15 protein-coding genes are annotated in these 18,376 nt (G+C 37.8%); 4 read left to right on the top strand and 11 right to left on the bottom strand.

Annotated elements, in window-relative coordinates; translation table 11 throughout:
* Nucleotides 1-150: 150 nt before the first annotated feature.
* From FC84_RS05115 to FC84_RS05095, 5 genes are all read right to left on the bottom strand, one after another.
* Nucleotides 151-2,682, bottom strand: coding sequence for a M1 family metallopeptidase (locus tag FC84_RS05115; RefSeq protein ID WP_057756447.1), 2,532 nt, complete (start codon nucleotides 2,680-2,682; stop codon nucleotides 151-153).
* Between the two features lie 111 nt (nucleotides 2,683-2,793).
* On the bottom strand, nucleotides 2,794-4,773 hold the full coding sequence (locus FC84_RS05110) for an elongation factor G (RefSeq protein WP_057756444.1): 1,980 nt from the start codon (nucleotides 4,771-4,773) through the stop codon (nucleotides 2,794-2,796).
* Between the two features lie 193 nt (nucleotides 4,774-4,966).
* Nucleotides 4,967-5,434: a Dps family protein gene (locus FC84_RS05105; RefSeq protein ID WP_057756441.1), complete on the bottom strand. Its 468-nt coding sequence runs from the start codon at nucleotides 5,432-5,434 to the stop codon at nucleotides 4,967-4,969.
* Nucleotides 5,435-5,507: 73 nt separating this feature from the next.
* On the bottom strand, nucleotides 5,508-7,751 hold the full coding sequence (locus tag FC84_RS05100; protein WP_057756438.1) for a glycoside hydrolase family 31 protein: 2,244 nt from the start codon (nucleotides 7,749-7,751) through the stop codon (nucleotides 5,508-5,510).
* Between the two features lie 176 nt (nucleotides 7,752-7,927).
* The gene (locus FC84_RS05095; RefSeq protein ID WP_057756436.1) at nucleotides 7,928-9,121 is read right to left on the bottom strand and encodes an acetate/propionate family kinase; all 1,194 of its coding nucleotides are present in this window, start codon (nucleotides 9,119-9,121) and stop codon (nucleotides 7,928-7,930) included.
* A gap of 258 nt (nucleotides 9,122-9,379) precedes the next feature.
* Between FC84_RS05095 and FC84_RS05090 the strand changes: the two genes are divergently transcribed.
* Entirely contained in the window at nucleotides 9,380-10,039 is a 660-nt protein-coding gene (locus tag FC84_RS05090) for a YoaK family protein (protein ID WP_057756433.1), read from the top strand.
* Nucleotides 10,040-10,161: 122 nt separating this feature from the next.
* On the opposite strand, the gene FC84_RS05085 is transcribed toward FC84_RS05090, so the two are convergent.
* Nucleotides 10,162-10,806 (bottom strand): nitroreductase family protein, encoded by a 645-nt coding sequence (locus tag FC84_RS05085; protein ID WP_057756430.1) that lies wholly within the window; start codon nucleotides 10,804-10,806, stop codon nucleotides 10,162-10,164.
* A gap of 225 nt (nucleotides 10,807-11,031) precedes the next feature.
* On the opposite strand from FC84_RS05085, the gene FC84_RS09160 reads away from it, so the two are divergent.
* Nucleotides 11,032-11,832: a GIY-YIG nuclease family protein gene (locus FC84_RS09160; protein ID WP_318655622.1), complete on the top strand. Its 801-nt coding sequence runs from the start codon at nucleotides 11,032-11,034 to the stop codon at nucleotides 11,830-11,832.
* Nucleotides 11,833-11,852: 20 nt separating this feature from the next.
* Entirely contained in the window at nucleotides 11,853-12,488 is a 636-nt protein-coding gene (locus tag FC84_RS05075; protein ID WP_057756427.1) for a chloramphenicol acetyltransferase, read from the top strand.
* A gap of 64 nt (nucleotides 12,489-12,552) precedes the next feature.
* Here the strand turns inward: FC84_RS05075 and FC84_RS05070 are convergent, their stop codons facing one another.
* Both FC84_RS05070 and FC84_RS08975 read right to left on the bottom strand, forming a co-directional pair.
* Nucleotides 12,553-13,230 (bottom strand): GNAT family N-acetyltransferase, encoded by a 678-nt coding sequence (locus FC84_RS05070; RefSeq protein ID WP_057756424.1) that lies wholly within the window; start codon nucleotides 13,228-13,230, stop codon nucleotides 12,553-12,555.
* Nucleotides 13,231-13,242: 12 nt separating this feature from the next.
* A complete protein-coding gene (locus FC84_RS08975; protein WP_157051855.1) occupies nucleotides 13,243-13,383 on the bottom strand; it encodes a hypothetical protein in 141 nt (46 codons plus the stop codon).
* A 285-nt stretch (nucleotides 13,384-13,668) separates the two neighbouring features.
* Between FC84_RS08975 and FC84_RS05065 the strand changes: the two genes are divergently transcribed.
* On the top strand, nucleotides 13,669-14,385 hold the full coding sequence (locus FC84_RS05065) for a sulfite exporter TauE/SafE family protein (RefSeq protein ID WP_057756421.1): 717 nt from the start codon (nucleotides 13,669-13,671) through the stop codon (nucleotides 14,383-14,385).
* Nucleotides 14,386-14,553: 168 nt separating this feature from the next.
* Here the strand turns inward: FC84_RS05065 and FC84_RS05060 are convergent, their stop codons facing one another.
* The 3 genes from FC84_RS05060 to FC84_RS05050 all read right to left on the bottom strand — a co-directional run bounded on the left by FC84_RS05060 (nucleotide 14,554) and on the right by FC84_RS05050 (nucleotide 18,294).
* Complete coding sequence (locus tag FC84_RS05060; RefSeq protein WP_057756418.1) at nucleotides 14,554-16,692, bottom strand: ATP-dependent Clp protease ATP-binding subunit; 2,139 nt, start codon at nucleotides 16,690-16,692, stop codon at nucleotides 14,554-14,556.
* 49 nt (nucleotides 16,693-16,741) lie between these two features.
* The gene (locus FC84_RS05055; protein WP_057756415.1) at nucleotides 16,742-16,963 is read right to left on the bottom strand and encodes a hypothetical protein; all 222 of its coding nucleotides are present in this window, start codon (nucleotides 16,961-16,963) and stop codon (nucleotides 16,742-16,744) included.
* A gap of 101 nt (nucleotides 16,964-17,064) precedes the next feature.
* Nucleotides 17,065-18,294 (bottom strand): MFS transporter, encoded by a 1,230-nt coding sequence (locus tag FC84_RS05050; RefSeq protein ID WP_057756412.1) that lies wholly within the window; start codon nucleotides 18,292-18,294, stop codon nucleotides 17,065-17,067.
* Between the last annotated feature and the right edge of the window lie 82 nt (nucleotides 18,295-18,376).

Below are 18,376 nucleotides of genomic sequence, written 5' to 3'. Positions count from 1 at the left end.
TTCTCTATTATTATAGAACTTTTATTAGATTTTTATTAGTATCTGTGATCAAATTATTAAAAATTCGTCTAGATAAATTTTGTTCATCAAAATAATAGAAAGAGTTCGAAGCATTATTACGCCTCGAACTCCATTCTAATCAAAAATAGATTAACTTAATTTAGCAATCGCCGCATTGACTTCACCTTTTTCGCTTTCAACTAAGTTAACACGCGTCTCGATCACCTTAGTATCCATGGTAATTTCACGCGTTAAACCTGGCGCCTCAAGTTTGGGTTCAAAGAATGCTTTGAACTCAGCTAATCGTTGTGGCGTATGGAAAATTCCTGCGATTACTGTGATATAAGTCGTGAATTCCATATCACCACCAACAGTTTCCTCAAGCCAACCCCATTGATCACGAATCCAGTCCCAGGCTGCTTGTTGGGCATCTTTGTTGGCTAAAACATAACGGAACCAACCACGTAAATCTTGCGGCTTAATCGTATCAGCATCTTCAAATTTTTCAATTAAGTCAGCAATCTGAGTTTGATCACTTGTACTGGTAATAGCTGCGCTTAAACCAGCTTTATAACTACTGTCCGTTGCTGTTCGATAAGCGGTTAATAGTTGCGTAAACAACTCAGCATTGCCAAAGTGTTGTACTTCATTGCGCAAAATATATGGCCGAATATCAGCTGGTAAAGTCTCTAAACTATTTTGATTATCCACAAACAATTGGTGAGCAGCAGCAATTGAATCAGGATTCTCAGCATAAAGTGTTGCCGCTAAAATATATGGTCGTGTTAGCTGGTCATCATTAGATTCACCAGTTTTTGGTAACCACCCTAAACGGGCAATTTGGTTAACACTTAACTTGTTAAAGAATGCTTTCAACGCTTTTTCTTCAGCGGAATCCGGTTCAACAAACTTCTTCAGATCATTAGCCAATCGATATAACGCCGCATTAACAATATTCGATTGATTATCTGCAAAACGTAACAACAACGGCACGACGCTAGCATAGCTAACTTGGCGACCTTCGGCTAATAAACGTTGATCTTGTAAAATTTGTAATTGATCAATAGCTGTTAATTCATCAGCGTGTTGTAAAATATCGTGCATTAGATCAGCATCATATTTCACGATAAAGTGTGAGTCATTACCAACATTAACACGGAATGGCATGCCATTTTCTTGACGTAATTGGTGGTAGTCACCTAATACAATCGTTTTATCTGAGAAAATTTGTGGGGCAATCGCATAATTGCTGTTCAATGGAATCTGCCATTGACGACCAATATCCTGACCTTCACCAATAAAGAATTGATCTTGAGATAAGGTTAATTGTCCATCAACCACAGCAACAGTGACAACTGGATACCCAGGTTGCTCCAACCATGAGTTCATAATTGCCCCTACATCAAGATGAGCAGCCTCGCCTAAAGCGGACCATAAATCGGCCCCAGTGGCGTTGCCGTATTGATGCGCCATAAAGTAATTTTTCAAACCTTGGCGTAAAGCTTCATCGCCAATTAAAGCACGAACCATAACTAACAGACGCGCACCCTTAGCATACACAATCGCGCCATCAAAAAGTGAATCAATCTCTGCGGGATCTTCGACTTGAACATGGACAGATTGAACACCATCGGTTGCATCGCGTTGTAATGCTGCCGCTGCTTCAGAAGTTTGGAAAACTTCCCAAATATGCCAGTCAGGTTCTAAAGCATCAACTGCAACATATTCCATCATGTTGGCAAAACTTTCGTTCAACCATAGATCATCCCACCACTTCATCGTAACTAAATCGCCGAACCATTGGTGAGCTAATTCATGAGCAATGACAGTGGCGACAACTTGCTTAGTATCTAATGACGTGTTATCAGGATCAATCAATAAATAAGCCTCACGATAAGTTACTAAGCCCCAGTTTTCCATCGCACCAGCAGAAAAATCGGGAAGCGCTAATTGCCAAGAATGTGGCAACGGATATGGCGTTTGATAGAAATCTTCATAGAATTCAATGGAACGTTTCGCAATGTCCAGAGCAAAATCTAATTCGTTAGCCTTATGAGCTTTAGTTGCAAAAACACCAACTTTGACACCGCTCTTTGTTGTTGTCTCTTTGGCCTGCATGTCACCAAAAGCAAAGGCAATCAAATAGGTCGACATTCGCACAGTTGTGTCAAAATAATGAACGCCGTTTTCTGTCTTGATCTCAGGCATATTGCCTAAAACAGTTTCACCTTCGTGTTCATCAAACTTAATGGCCACATCAAAAGTCGCTTTTGCTTCAGGTTCATCCACACATGGAAAAGCCTGACGAGCAGCATTAGTTTCAAATTGCGTTCCGATTAACTGCTTTTTAACACCATCTAATTCATAATATGATGGATAAATTCCCATCATCGTATCTGTTAATGGCGCCGTATAGTCAATAGCCACTGTTATCTCACCAGTCGTTGGCAAAGTAATCTTAATGGCATCCTGATCATTATTTACTGTAAAAGGAACATCCTGATCAGCAACTTTTACTGAATTGATCGTCAAATATTTTTGATGAATAGCAATTTCAGTTGTCTTTGCTTCACCAATAATAGTGCTTAGACCACTAATTAATTTCGTCTCGCGATTAATATCGATGTAAAGATTATAATGCGATGGTTGGAAAGTTTCATAAAAATGCGTAAATTCAGCCATACTTTTACCCCTACTTTTATTAGAATAAAATTATTATACAACTTTATTCTAAACGTTGCTATTAAAGGTAATAAGATTTTAATCAAAAGATTTTTATGTTAGTTTAAGTAGTTATTTATGAGAATATGTGTAAGGCACATGAGCGGCTTGGGGAACCTGATCCCACTGCACTGGATAACCGGCACCATGAGCGCAAAAAACAGAACCCGGCACATTATCTAAATCTGTTACTGGATCATATTGCGCCAGCTCGATTGCTTCATCAGCATTGTGGCACGGCCGATAGCCCTCTACAAAGCATTCCAGTTGTCCCAGTCCGTGGGTATAAGCCTGAACGTCTTGCGCATATGCCTGCATTTGTTCAACTGGAGCTGTTCCAGTTAACGTCGTCATTGTTGATGCTTGTTTAGTCCGCATTTCGCTGGTCGATAAATCTAACTCACCATGCATGCGTTGAATATCGTTCATAGCACGACCGACTTGACTTTGATCAATTGTTAAGCGGAAACGATACCACGGTTCTAGCAATTGACATTGGTTTGTCGCTTTTAACATCATTAATCCTTGACGCACTGCTCGCCAAGTTGCCTCACGAAAATCACCGCCAACCGTATGAACATTGCTAGCACGGCCGGAAATAAGTGTTATTTTCATATCTGTAATTGGCGCACCAATCAATACGCCTAGATGTTCCTTAGCTTGTAAACTGGTTAAAATTTGATGTTGCCAATTTTTGCTTAGCATTTCTAGCGAACATTCTGTTGCGAACTGTAAGCCACTATTAGCTGGTGCTGGCGTCATTAATAAATGAACCTCCGAATAATGGCGCAATGGTTCAAAGTGACCCACACCCTCAACTTGAGCCGTAATTGTTTCTTTATAGAGCACATGACCCTTTCCAAAACTAACATTAAGTTGATAACGATCTAATAATAGCTGTCGCAAAATTTCCAGTTGAACTTGGCCCATAATTTGCACATGAACTTCTTGTAAATTCTTCGACCAAGTTACATGTAATTGCGGATCTTCATCTTCTAATTGTTGCAGTGCTTCAAGGCAAGCCTGAATATCTTCTTCCTGTGGTTCTAAGGCATAATTCAACACTGGCTGAATCACAGGATGACTATTATCGACCAGCGCGCCTAGACCTTGGCCAGGATAAGTTGCAGTAAGCCCAGTAACTGCCGCAACTTCACCAGCACGAATTTCTGGAACTGAAGTAAATTTAACACCATTATAAATACGAATCTCATTAACCTTTTGTTCATCCAGTAGTACAGTCTTATTTCGCAACGTGCCACCCATAACCCGTAGCCAAGTTAAACGTTCACCTTTATCAGTATGCGAGATTTTAAAAACTCGTGCTGCAAAATCAGCATTCGCCGCTTTGTCTTTACTCCAATGTTCAAGACCTGCCAATAGATTGCTAACGCCAGTTAACTTTAAAGCAGCTCCAAAATAAACTGGAAATAATTGACGTTGGGCAATTAGTTGCTGAATCTTTTCGTCAGATATTTTTCCAGTGTTCATTAATTCATCTAGTGCACTTTCGTCACACAATGCTATTTCTTCGTATGTTTCAGCCGTTAGCTCACCCGTTGTAACGTCGTTTTGCAAATCGAGATCTAGAGCTACACAATTGGTTGATAGCTCATTTTGCAGTTCAGTTAAAACTTGCTGTTGATCAGCACCAAGCGCATCCAATTTATTCACGAAAATAAATGTCGGCACTTGATAATGCGCCAACAGTTCCCACAATGTTCGTGTATAACCCTGGATGCCATCTGTTGCTGAAATCACTAAAATTGCATAATCCAGAACACTTAGAACTTGTTCAGTTTGTGCTGCAAAATCAACATGTCCCGGCGTATCTAGCAATGTTAGTTTTAGTTCGTTAAACTGCATACTGGCTTGATGTGAAAAAATGGTAATGCCTCGCTTTTTTTCCAAGTCATTTGGATCTAAAAAAGCATCCCCGTTATCAACACGTCCCAACTTGCGTAAAGCACCTGATTGATAGAGCATTGCTTCTGATAGTGTGGTTTTACCAGCATCAACATGAGCGACGATTCCCGCAACAATTTCTTTCATGGTTGCAATTCCTTTCTTATTACATCTATTAATTATCCCACATTACTCAGGAATACTAATATGAACTTTCTTGAAGATTTATTATTTAGCTATAATCCATAATCTTCAACTAAAAAACAGCCTAACAAGAGAACTATTTCCTCTTATCAGACTGTTATATTATCATTATGATTTAAAACTATTATTTTAGTATCTAAGCATCAATTTCAGGCGCTTTGCCTAAATGGGCTTGAATCATCCAGATTCGTTTTTCAGTCGCCGCCTTGAACCCGATAAAGATATCTTGAGTGGCGTCATCACCCTCTTCACCTGAAACCTCGATTCCTTTTTGATAAAGGTCAGCCAAATAGCGATAATCTTTAACTAGGATAGCTAGACGCTCTTGCATACTATGATCCCAGTTCCCAGGCTCATCGGTAATTTCTGTATGATCGGCCATCTCTTGCAAGGTGGAGTAAGGCGCGCCATCTAAAGTAATCAGGCGTTCTGAAACAACATCGAGCTGATCATTAACGTCATCCATGAAATCGTCCATCATTGGATGTAGTGTTAAGAAACCTTCACCTCGCATATACCAGTGCGTTTGGTGAATAACCATTGACATTTGACTCAAATCAGCTACAAGCTGATTTAAAACCTCTTTTGTTTTCGCATACTTCATTTTGCGACCTCCTAATAATTGATCTTACATATCTTATGATAAAAGAAGGCTGTCACAAAGTACAATGAAACGCTTAAAACTTTTGCGCTAATAAACCTGTAAAGAAATCCACTAATGCTGCATCATTTTGCGTACTAATAAAATTAAGAATCTTAAGTGGTTTACTTTCATTTGCTTTAACAAAATTATAAATCTGACGCTTTAATTCATAAGGGATCTTCATCATTTGCAGTGCTGCAGTCGTTTGATCGACTAAGCTTAGTGCTGGCGTTAATTGTGTAGTCGTAATATTTAGCTTAGTTTGATTAATTATTTTTAGATCAGCAATAGCCAATATGGCTAGATTAATTTTACGTTGGTGGGGAATAATCTGTTCCGGATCATCAATTTGAACGGTTAGTTCACCATTTGCAGTCAATGTAAAAATTGTTTTTGCAATTTCAGTGCCGACATGTTCATACATCACATATTCATTATCCGCCTGACCAAAAATTTGAACGGATAACTGCTCAGGTAAAATTTGTAAATTATCCATTACAGTTGGTGTTAGTGGTAAAATACCGCCTTGTTTAACCAACACCGGATATTGTGCTAACGAACGATATAAGTTAACTTCTTGTTCACCTTGATAAACTTGATGCGTGAAGAAATCATACCAAGTTCCCTCAGGAAGCCAAGTTCTAGCCTTAGCTTGCTGTAACTGTTGATGAAGTGGTTCGACCATTGCAGAGACTAATAATTGGCTACCAAAGAAATACTCATCTCGATAATAATAATAAGTGTCCATCTCTGGATATAAATAATAGATTGGTTGGACTAACGGCGTTCCTTCAAGATGGGTCTTAATATTCTCGCTGTCCAAATACGGAATTAATTGGTGGCGCAATCTCAAGAAGTGATCCATTACTTGGCGATTTTCAATTGGATAATTCCAAGGTTCTTTACCAGAAAAAGGGTTGTCTGAACTATGCAGTCGGTTAATCGGGCTAAAAACACCATATTGTAGCCACCGCGTCTGCAATTCTGGATCATAGCTACCAATCATATGACCACCAATATCATGACTCCACCAAGTGTAACCAATATTACTTGCCGTGGCAGTAAAGTATGGTTGGAACTTTAATGTTTCCCAACTAATCCAAGTGTCGCCAGAAAAGCCAATTGGATAACGTTGGCTACCCGGACCAGCATAACGAGATAAAATTAAGCCCTCACCGGGATGACGAGCTTCATTATCTAAGTAATGATAATGATTTAATGCCTTTAAAACGTCGTAACCTTCAGTATCAAAATAGCGATCTTGCTGCCAATCTAACCACCAAAAATCAACACCTTCAGTTTCTAAAGGATGATGAATATCTTCGAAATAACTTTTACGAAATGAGGAATTTTTAATGTTAAAAACAGCAGGCTCTTTTGTATCAGCATCTAAACCTAAATGTTGAGCAACGTCAGAATAACCTTGTTCAAACGAACGAATACCTGCCGCTGGATGAACGTTTAACGTAACTTTCAGACCACGTTGATGCAACCAGTTAAGTAATTCCTGATGATCAGGAAACTTGTCCTGATTCCATGTATATCCAGTCCAGCCACTGCCTTGATCTTCAGGAACCTCTGTCTTATGCCAATCCATATCTAAAACGGCCACTGAGAAAGGAATCTTTTCTGCTTCAAAACGATTAAAGAGGGCCTGATAACTCTCTTGCGTATAAGGATAGAAGCGACTCCACCAATTTCCTAATGCATAACGCGGCAAGATTGGCGGTACACCTGACAATTTGAAATAATCACGAATTTCGGCCTGATAACGCCGACCGTAAGCAAAATAATATAAATCAGTTTGGTCATGATTTTGCGGACCTAATTCTTGGTTGGACAAAATAACATTATTATCCGAATCATCAATTAAAGCATATCCATGACGAGAAATAACACCATTTTCCAGGGGAATTTCACCATCAGCTTCGTCCAAAGTTCGCGCGGTTCCAAACAAATTACCGCCAACTGGTTCTCGGCCGTATAACCACCGACTGAAATGTGTCTCATACTTATACTTGGCATCAATCCACAATGTTTTTGCTGAAAAAGCTCCGCCTTCATAATACAAATGAAAACCGGCCGTTTCGATTTCTAATTCGTGATTTTGTCGACCATGAAAAACCTGAACCGTTGTTGGTGTAGCAAAGTTACGGTTCCGAGCAAAATAAGTTGGTCGAGTTTCAAATTGATTATTATCTGACCACTCAATTCTTAATAAATAATCAGTAATAATCGTAAAGCGGTAGTGCTCACCCTCAATGATTCTTGCAGTCATTTTGACACTCCTATTTTTTAATAAGCTCTGATATCACTAAAACGCAACAGTCAAATTGTACCAGCCTGTAATATTTCGTCAAGCGCTTACAGTGTAGAAATTTATAATTTGAACTGCTGTAAGAACTAATACGTGAAAAAAGATCAGATAAAATTTATCTGATCTTTTTGCTAATATTATTTAATTTTGCCTAATTCAACAACGTCTCGTGCAATCATCAGCTCTTCATCTGTCGGAACAACCAAAACTTTGACTTTAGATTGTGGTGTGCTAATCAATTGCTCTGTTCCACGAGCTGCCTTATTAAGATTTTCATCTATTTCGACATCAAGATAGCCTAAAGATCGGCAAACGCGACTGCGAATTGGTGCTTCATTCTCACCAATACCAGCTGTGAAAACTAAAGTATCTAATCCGTTCAACTGGGCAGTATAGGCACCGATGTATTGAACAATTCGATCAATAAAAATGTCCATAGCAATTTTAGCCCGTTCGTTAGTTGTCTCTTTAGCCAACAAATCACGCATGTCGGAAGAAATACCCGATAATCCTAGTAAGCCAGATTTTGTATTTAAAATATCAGTCATTTGTTCAACTGATAAATCTAATTTTTCCTCTAAGAAAGCCACTAACGAAGCATCAATATCACCTGAACGAGTTCCCATTGTTACACCTGCTAGTGGGGTAAAACCCATACTCGTGTTGTAAGATTGACCATCTTTAATAGCGTCTAGTGAAACGCCGTTACCTAAGTGAGCGACGATCATTTTTAAGTCAGCCAATGGCTGGTCAACTAATTCTGCAGCTCGTTGAGAAACATATCGATAACTAGTCCCATGGGCACCGTATTTACGAGCGCCAAATTGTTTGTAGTAATCATACGGAATACTATATAGGTAGTTAACTGCAGGTAACGTTTGGTGGAAAGAGGTGTCAAAAACGGCTACTTCTGGAACGCCAGGTAAAGCGGCCATGAAAGCACGAATACCCTCAGCTTCAGCTGGATTATGCAACGGTGCATATTCGGCTAAAGATTCGATTTGAGTTAATACCCTTTCATCGATTAACGTTGACTGATGGAAAATCTCACCACCAGCAACCACCCGATGACCCACACCAGTAATTTCTGAGAAATCGTTAATGATCTTACTTTCAGTTAACATTTTAAGTAGCATTTCAACAGCATCATGATGTGTTGGCACCGGTGATTCGCGTTCAGTTTTTTCGCCATTGGCAACGACTTTAATTTTGCCAAGTTTTTGTCCAATTCGTTCAGCAGAACCTTTGGCAATAACTTTTTCAGTTGGCATTTCAATTAGACGCCATTTTAATGATGAACTTCCGGCGTTAATAGCAAGTATTTTCGACATAATAGCAGCTCCTTGATCAACGCTAACTTATAATTAAAAAGTTATTGTTTGATTGTCTATATTTCTTATAACAATTATCATAATACTGAAGATCTTGTTAAAAAGCAATTAAGGCGCAGCCTATGATACCGCTATTTTTCTAGGCAACCGGATACATTTCGCGGAAATAAAAACTCTCAATAATTTATTAAAAATTGCTAAATTCATGATACGATAGAAATTGATCTTTCATTAAAAATAATTGGAGTATATTGTCTCATGAAAAAAAAAATTCCGGCATATGAACAACCACTGTTTGGCGCATTACTAACCATGACGGCTGGTGGTATGGATGCTTACTCATACTTGCTACATGGAAAAGTCTTTGCTGGTATGCAAACAGGTAATTTAATTCTGCTAGGAATTCGCTTAGGTGAACGACAACTCAACTTATGTTGGCGTTATGCAATTTCATTACTGGCCTTTTTTGCCGGTACACTGCTAGTTCGTATCTTTCAGCGGAATCACCTTTTTAAGACCCATGGAACAAAAGGTCGCCAAGCTATTCTGCTATACCAAGCCTTGCTATTAATTTTAGTGGCTCTTTTAGGAACTCATATTTCAAATTTTACTGCAACTATTATTTTATCAATTGCCGCTGCCGCAGAATTACAAGCATTTCACCAACTAGATGGCGTTCCCTTTACACCATTAATGATGACCGGTAATTTGCGTACTTTAGCGGAAACCTCATGGGATACACTAGCTTATCGTGAAGTAGCTGCCAAGCATCGCCTGATTACAACCTTACTCATCTTTATTTCATTTACCATTGGTGCTGTAATTGTTGCCGTTGTGATTCCTTATTTGGGAACTAGCTCAATCTTAATTCCGGTTGCCATTTTGCTCTTAGCTTGGTTACGTCTCGCACACGTTTAAAATTTTTAATCCGTTATAACGACGTTTATGACAGTTTTCTCGATCCTTACCATTAAAATAAGCCACCAAACTCGAACGTGTAATTCGAATTTGGTGGCTTATTTTAATGGTGCTTTGTTATATTATAAAAACTCCGTCAATGTTTTAGCATCATAACGATCAGTCTTTAAAATTTTTTCATCTGTTGCTGGTTTACCAATTGAAATTGCCATAATTGGTACAAACCGCTGCTCATCTAAACCAAGCGTAGGAATAATCGTTTTGAAATCATAGCCTGACCAAGCATTAGCTTCATAGCCATGAGCACGAACAGCTAATAGTAACTGCATGGCTACCATTGAGCTGTCAATAGTAGCATCAAGTTTCAAAAATTCTGGTGTTGCATTTTCATACATTGGCAAGAAGGTATTAAAAATTGAATCAAGTTTAGCTTTATCAATTTTACCTGCCTCATAAACTTTCGTCCAAACGTCGCGATAAACTTTATGTGATTGTGTATCACCGGCCACAAAAATAATAGCAGAGCTTGTATCAATTTGTGGATAATTGAATTTCAGTGCTGCTTTTTTTAATTGTGCTTTAGCTTCAGGTGTATCAATTACAACAAAATGCCATGACTGTAAATTACAAGCTGAAGGTGCTGTGGTTGCCTGAGCAATTATTTCTTGTAGCTCATCCCGAGAAATTTTAACGCTAGGATCAAATTTACGAACAGAGTGACGATTTAACATCACATCAGCAAAATCATTATTAACTAATTGTGTCATTAATTAATGCCTCCAAGCAGATTAAATTTATTTTAACAAGGTCTCATTTATTATTAACGTTTTATTTTGACCTGTACGCCCTAATTGTAACTTATTTTACAAAATAGTGTTACCCCAATTAAATGCCTTAACGAAATTTAGTTAATCTTTTGGATAAATATATTTTTGGATAAATGTTGACATTATTAATAAACAATACATAATAATTTGAATTGAGGTGAGTAAATGAATCCAACAGATTTTACTATTGATGAACTAGTTCAAGGCTACCGTCAAATCCGCAAGATTTACAGTTGCAATTATTGTTCTGCGACTTTTTTTAAGCAGGAGCAAATTAATAACCATCTAGCTGAGCAACATAATGGTGCCTTGTCAGCATTGTTATCCGTACCAGAAAAATATAATACCCTCACTCAAAATCAACAACAGTTACTGACTGTTTTCAAGCAACCGATTAAAGATAGTAATATCGCCAAACAATTACAAGTTAGTCCTTCAACAATTCGCCACCAAAAATTTACGTTTAGAGAAAAAGCCAAGCAAGCCCAATTATATCTTGCTCAATATCAGGCCGTTTTTGGCTCGGATCAAGATGCCGAATTATTACCAGTTCCACCGACAACCGCCGCTACTGGCGAACTTTTTAATATGGAGAAAAAAATGAAAAAAGAAGATCGAAAAGCAATTATTCAATCCTACAAATTACAATCAACCTATTATGGCGTTATTCAATTAACCAATCAAATCAATCACAAAATCTATATCGAGGCTGTTCCCAATACTAAAAATCGCTGGGACTATTACAAAATGAATTTAAACAATCATGCTTACCGAGACTCCGATTTACAACATGCTTGGGATCAATACGGCGAAACCGCTTTTAATTTAGAAGTTTTATGGCAAGAAAAAACAGACGATGTAGAAAATCTTCGGCTAGAATTAAAAAATTTAAAGAAAGAATGGTTAACAAAATTACAGCCCTTTGGAGAACGCGGTTATAATAAACCATTACGAGAAAATAACTAACGACATTAGAATTTACCCCAATTGATTTACAAACTTGGTCTAGACGTGACTATTTTTATTACTTTACTAAAATGATGCCGACTGGCTTTACCATTAACATGGACGTGAATATTACGGCTACTTATTTGGCCGCTAAGCAACATCACTATCATTTTTTTGCAGTTTACTTATATTTGATTACTCATTTAATTAGTGAACAGCCTGAATTCATGATTGCTCAACGCGATGGACAGTTAGGTCATTACACCAACCTAACACCGTCCTATTTAATTTTTCATGAAGATAACCAGACTATTTCTGGTATGTGGACTACTTACGATGCTAATCTATCAAACTTTCACGAAAATTATTTAACCGATCTTAAGCAATACCAAGCTCAACATGGTGCTATGATTAAGGCTGACCAACCTGAAAATGCCTATATGATTAATATGAATCCCTGGCTACACTTTAATAGTTATACGCCTTTAACTTTTAATGGCCTCCCTAATTATTTACCGGTTATTGAAGCTGGCAAATATGTCGTTCAAGCAGGAAAAAGAATCATGCCGCTATCCTTTACTATTCATCACGCCGTTGCTGATGCGTATCATGTTAGTCATTTCTTTCAACGCCTTCAATCTTCATTGGATCATCCTGAAGATTGGTTGCTTTAAGCAGTGATCAATTAACAGTAAAAAAAGCCTAAGATACAACTTATTTTGTTGTACCTTAGGCTTTTTATAGTTGTTGAGGAAACCATTGTGCTGGTCGCTGGTTAAAACGCTCGTTATAATGATCATTTTTAGTTAGTGATAACTTTTCGAAAAACTCATTTTCTTGGTAAATTCCCGGAATTGTCCTTAAACCACCTTGCTGCAATTCATAACCCATTAAAAAATCTGGCGTTGTTCCATCTGGAAGGGTAATTCCAAAATTAACTGTCGGTTGAAAACCATGTTGTCGATAATAATTAGGCACGCCGGTAATCACTACACCTTGATAATCAGCCTGTTTAGCTAGTGCCAACGTTGTTTTTAATAGTTGCGTCCCAATCCCAATCCCAGTCCCTTGCCACCTTGGCGCAACACCTAAAGGCCCAAAAGTTAAAATTGACACTTTTTGATTTTTAGTTTGGATCTCAGCCTTAGAATAAAAAATCCCGCCACCAACTTCACCGTTCACAATAGTAATGCGGCTAAGTTCTGGCAAATAGATAGCGCTCTTTCTTAATTGTTGCAATAAATAAGCTTCGATACTACTTGGTTGAAATTTATTCCAAAAAGCTTGATTAATCATCGTTTCAACATCATTAAAATCCGTTTCCAGTTCCGGACGAATCTCTAGTGTCTTGATTGGTTCTGGTTTTGATCGTAACCAGGTTAATGTTCCGGCATCTTGACTAAATCCATTTTTCAAAAATAACTTCAGCTAAGTTGTTGCTGCAATGGTAATAAATTGACGATTTTCTAGTTGCGCTTGCTCTTTTGCTAACTCAATGAATGCTTGAGCATCACTTTCAGCATCGGCTTGAAATGTCACAATTTTTAATTTCGTCAGGTAATGTTTCAATAACTGCTACTAAGCGCTGTTGTTCAAAAATACCCCATGCCGCAGAATTGGAACTTTCCTGATAATGAGGCCAACTGGCGGATGATAAGTGTTGAATCAATTTTTCTGACATTTTAATCTCCTGAATCATCAAACTTTTTTAAGGCTAACAATAGCCACGTTATAACAAGAATTTTAGTACTTACCAGGACTGACTCGCTATTCTGGAATAACCATTGACACGATTCCGTTAAATGTTCAGACTAGATAGAGAACATTTAATAAACAGAAAGGAGGTAAAGCTTGATGATTTGGCTCTTAATTATTTTCCCAGCATTAATTGCCGGATTGGTTCAAGGACTAACCGGATTTGGTGCTGTCATTATTATGATGATCTTCTTCCCTTCAATTCTTCCCATGGACAAAGCGGCCGGAATTGGTGGCATTATTATGTTAAGCAGTGTTTTAGCCCTTACAATTCGTTATCGTCATGAATTTAAATGGAAGCGCGTTTTAATTCCTTTTATCATTTATGCATCAGTTGCAACTTGGTCAGTACATTTAAGCAGTGTACTAGATACACACGTTTTGCGACTTATGTTAGGCGGACTATTAGTTTCACTTAGTCTTTATTTTATTCTTTCTAAAAGCGCAGGTAGTGCTAAATATCCTTGGTATATTGCAGGGTGCTTCATGATTATTTCTGGATTTTTCAATGGCTTATTTGGTATTGGTGGTCCATTAATGGCGTTATACTTCTTATCATTATCAAGTTCAATGCCGGATTATATTGGCAATATTCAGGGATTTTTCTTAATTGATGCTTTTTATATCACTGGCATTCGTATTGCCGGAGGAATTTTAACGGCACCCGACATCCCTTATATTATTGTGGGAATGATTGCGGCAGCTGTTGGTACTATTATTGCTACGAGGTTATCTACTCGCTGGGATCTAACAACACTTAAACCCTTTATTTACGGATTTATTGGTTTGAGCGGTCTTTATTATTTATTTTTCTAAATAGTAACTAAAATAAATTACCCAATATAAAAATTATCTTAGCGATTACCTACGTTATTTTTAGAAAAGACTTAACGATTGCTAAAAAAGCTACGAACAATAATATTGTTCGTAGCTTTTTTAAATGGTTTGATAGTTTAAACAACAAATCTCTTTAGCAAATTATTTTTACTTAGCTTCAGTTTCTGACTTAGCCGTAATTACAATCGTATCATCTTCAACGTCTGCTTGTAATCCTTTAGCGTCTAAATGATCGAGATAGAAGTCTGTCACCTTATCACGAATTTGTTGTTCAATTACTCGCCGTAATGGCCGAGCTCCCATAGCTTCATCGTAACCTTTTTCGACTAACCAATCTTTGGCAGCTTCACTAACTGTTAACGTAATATCTTTCTTAGCTAAAGTTTTATTAACATCACTAATCATTAAATCAACAATTTGGTGTAAATCTTCCTTGTTCAGGTGACTGAATTCAACAATACCGTTAAATCTGTTCAAGAATTCTGGACGGAAGAATGGTGCCAAACGAGTCATCAAATCTTCATCTTTCGTTTTATCAGCAGTTAAACTCTCATTGCCGAACCCTGCATTAGAAGTAGCAATGATAATGGTATTCTTGAAGTCAACGACGTTACCTTGACCATCAGTCAAACGACCATCGTCCATAACTTGTAATAACAATGTTAAAACTTGTGGATTAGCTTTTTCAATTTCGTCTAATAAAACGATTGAGTAAGGATTACGCCGAACTTTTTCGGTTAAGGTATTAGCATTATCGTCATAACCAACATAACCCGCTGTTGTCCCAATCAACTTAGAAACCGCAGTTTGGTCAGAATATTCGCTCATATCCAAACGGGTAATCGCATCTTTACTACCAAACATATCTAATGCTAATTGCTTAGCCAATTCTGTTTTACCTACACCAGTTGGTCCAACGAAGAGGAAACTACCAATTGGTCGGTTGCCTTCGTCAAATCCAGCTCGATTACGACGAATTGCTTTAGCAACCATATCGACGGCTTCATCTTGGCCAATAACTTTACCTTTCAAACGTTCGTTAATACTCTTTAAACGTTCGATATCACTTGCACCCATTTTAGAAACTGGAATTCCAGTTAATCTTTCAACTGCTGCAGCAACATCATTAGGTTTAGCAACAACCTCTTCTGTGCTATCTTCATCGGCTAATTTCTTTTGAATTTTTTCAATTTCTTCTTTAGCATTGGCAGCTGCTTCAAAATCTTCATTATCTGCAGCTTTTTGCTTCTTAGCTTCTTGTTCTTGCAATTGTTTTTCTAATTGAACTTTATCTGTAACTGGATGCTTAGCTGCCAAATGAGCAGCTGTCATATCCAACAAGTCAATTGCCTTATCAGGTAATGAACGTTGTGGAATATATTGAATTGAATAATCAACGCAAGCCTTTAAAACATCATCTGGTAATTCAACATGATGATGTTTTTCATACAAACTTCGAATTCCCTTTAAGATCGCTAACGTATCTTCAGGACTTGGCGCATTAACTGTCACATCATTGAAACGACGAGCTAAAGCTGCATTCTTCATAATCGTGTTACGATATTCATCCTGCGTCGTTGCACCAATAACCGTTAACTCACCACGGCTTAATGCTGGTTTAATAATATCGGCCAAACCTTTACTGCCTTCACCATCACCAGCAGATCCTGCACCTAAAATTTGATGAATTTCGTCAAAGAATAAGATAATATTGCCTTGTTCTTTAACTTCTTTAATAAGATTTTGGATATTTTCTTCAAATGAGCCTCGATATTGAGTACCTGCTTCAAGACCGGAAATATCAATTGAAATAATTTCCTTGTCTTTAATAGCAGCAGGTACATCACCACTCACAATCGCTTGTGCTAAGCCTTCAACAACAGCCGTTTTACCTACACCAGCATCACCGACTAAAATTGGATTATTCTTAGTACGACGACTTAAAATCTCAGCTGTTTCTTGAATTTCTTTATTCCGACCAATAACGGGATCTAATTGACCTTCGTGAGCTTCTTCGGTTAGATTACGACCGAGTTTATCGAGAATTCCATCTTTCTTTTGTTTATGTTGTTGTGTTGTTGTAATAGGAACTTGATTCTGTTTGCTTGCTGGTAATTGACCAGTAGCACGATATTGTGCAAATTCTTCCGGTGTCATTTCACGACCATTAACTAAATAATGAGACTCCGAATTAAGACCATTTAGTCTTCCCATCAGTTGATTAAAAATATCATCCATATCGCGATCGAATGGATCATTTGAATTTGAATAAAATGAATTAGCCATAAGAATACCCCCCGTATACTTAATAACGCCTTAAATTTTAGTCAAGAGATTAATCCATGTAATGGGTTTCCAGTTCTTTCAGCACTTCCCACATTGCTTGATGCTGTGCTTGTGCTAAGGCATCCAAATCACGAATATTAATTGGTGTCGCACTACTTTGCGATTTATTAAATGATTTGTGTAATGTGGTATAGCCATAACCGCTGCGCTTTGCAACTTCATAAATTGTCAACCCATTCACTTTTAAATAGGCTTTGACATCTATTTTCATCACATGCAACCTCCTACAAAAAACAGTATAACGCATCTGTGTATGTTTTACATATGTGAAGCACTCGAAAATGATTATTTTTTTAATGCGCACTAAAAAGACTATTGCTGATACTTTTGTAACTCTTGGTGGCGATACTTCGACATCGCCGTTAAAAAGATAACACCAACGATGATATTTAAGATTCCCGTTCCTAAAAAGATCCATTTTATATTAATAGCATCTGCTAACGGACCAAAAAAGAGTGTACCAATTGGCGTGGTTGCACCAACAAAAATCCCAAATACGGAAAATACGCGTCCCATATAATTATTTTCAACATTTTCCTGGATCAGTGTAGTATCCGCAGTTGGTAACAATGGAAAGGCCAATCCACCTAAGGCCATAATCACACAATACCACCAAATTGTTGGTGCAAAACCAATTAAACCAAAGACAATACCGCAAATAATCATCACAAAAGCAATCGCACCAATTTTATCCTTAATAACTTTCTTCAAAGCTACTAAAACGCCACCTATTACCGTACCTAATGACCAAGCAACTTCCGACCAGGTTAAAAACATCACATTATTCCCATAGGCACGTTCCACAAAAACTGGCGAAAGCACACTTGCTGGCGCTAATAAGATGAAAAAGATAAAATACGCCACCATTAATCCTAAAATCATGGGTTTCATCTTAATATAATGTAAACCAGCCAACATTTCCGTTAAAACACTCGCTTGAACGCGCGTATCTTTTCGCTGCTGCAATTTAATTAAACTCATCATTGAAATTCCAATAATAGCCGTGACAACATCCAACCCAAAAGCAAACCGTAAATCAAAATTTGCTAAGATCACGCCGCCCATGGCTGGTGCCATTAATTGCGAAAAAGAACTCAGAGTATTATAAATTCCGTTAATGCGACTAAGGTGACCCTCAGGAACAATATCAGCAATCAAAGCATTGACCGACGGCGATTGAATCCCATTACCTGCGGACCTGGCCGCTAACAAAAGCAACAATAACCACAAGTCACGAATACCCATGGCAAACAAGATTGCCATTAATAATGTCACTAGAGCAATACCAAAATCTGCTAACATCGCCAAATATTTCCGGTTGTAGCGATCTGCCCAAACACCTGCCCAAAGTGAAATAATGACAGAAGGGATCGTATTGGCTAAAGTTGCATACGTTACCCATAGTCCTGATCCCGTCCGCAATGTAATGTACCAAACTACCGCAAAGCCACTAACCATTGAGCCAAACATTGACACGGTTTGACTAGATAACAATAAGCCGATACGGCGTTGCCAATTTTGATAACTTGATGTTTGTTCCATAATATGAACCTCCCCCTACTTCACAACTTTTACCTACAAAAATTACCCTAATAATCTTTTTAAAATACCATAAACTAACTAA

The sequence above is a fragment of the Lapidilactobacillus dextrinicus DSM 20335 genome, assembly GCF_001436095.1.
GTDB lineage: Bacteria > Bacillota > Bacilli > Lactobacillales > Lactobacillaceae > Lapidilactobacillus > Lapidilactobacillus dextrinicus.
This window is presented reverse-complemented; position numbering and strand designations above follow the sequence as displayed.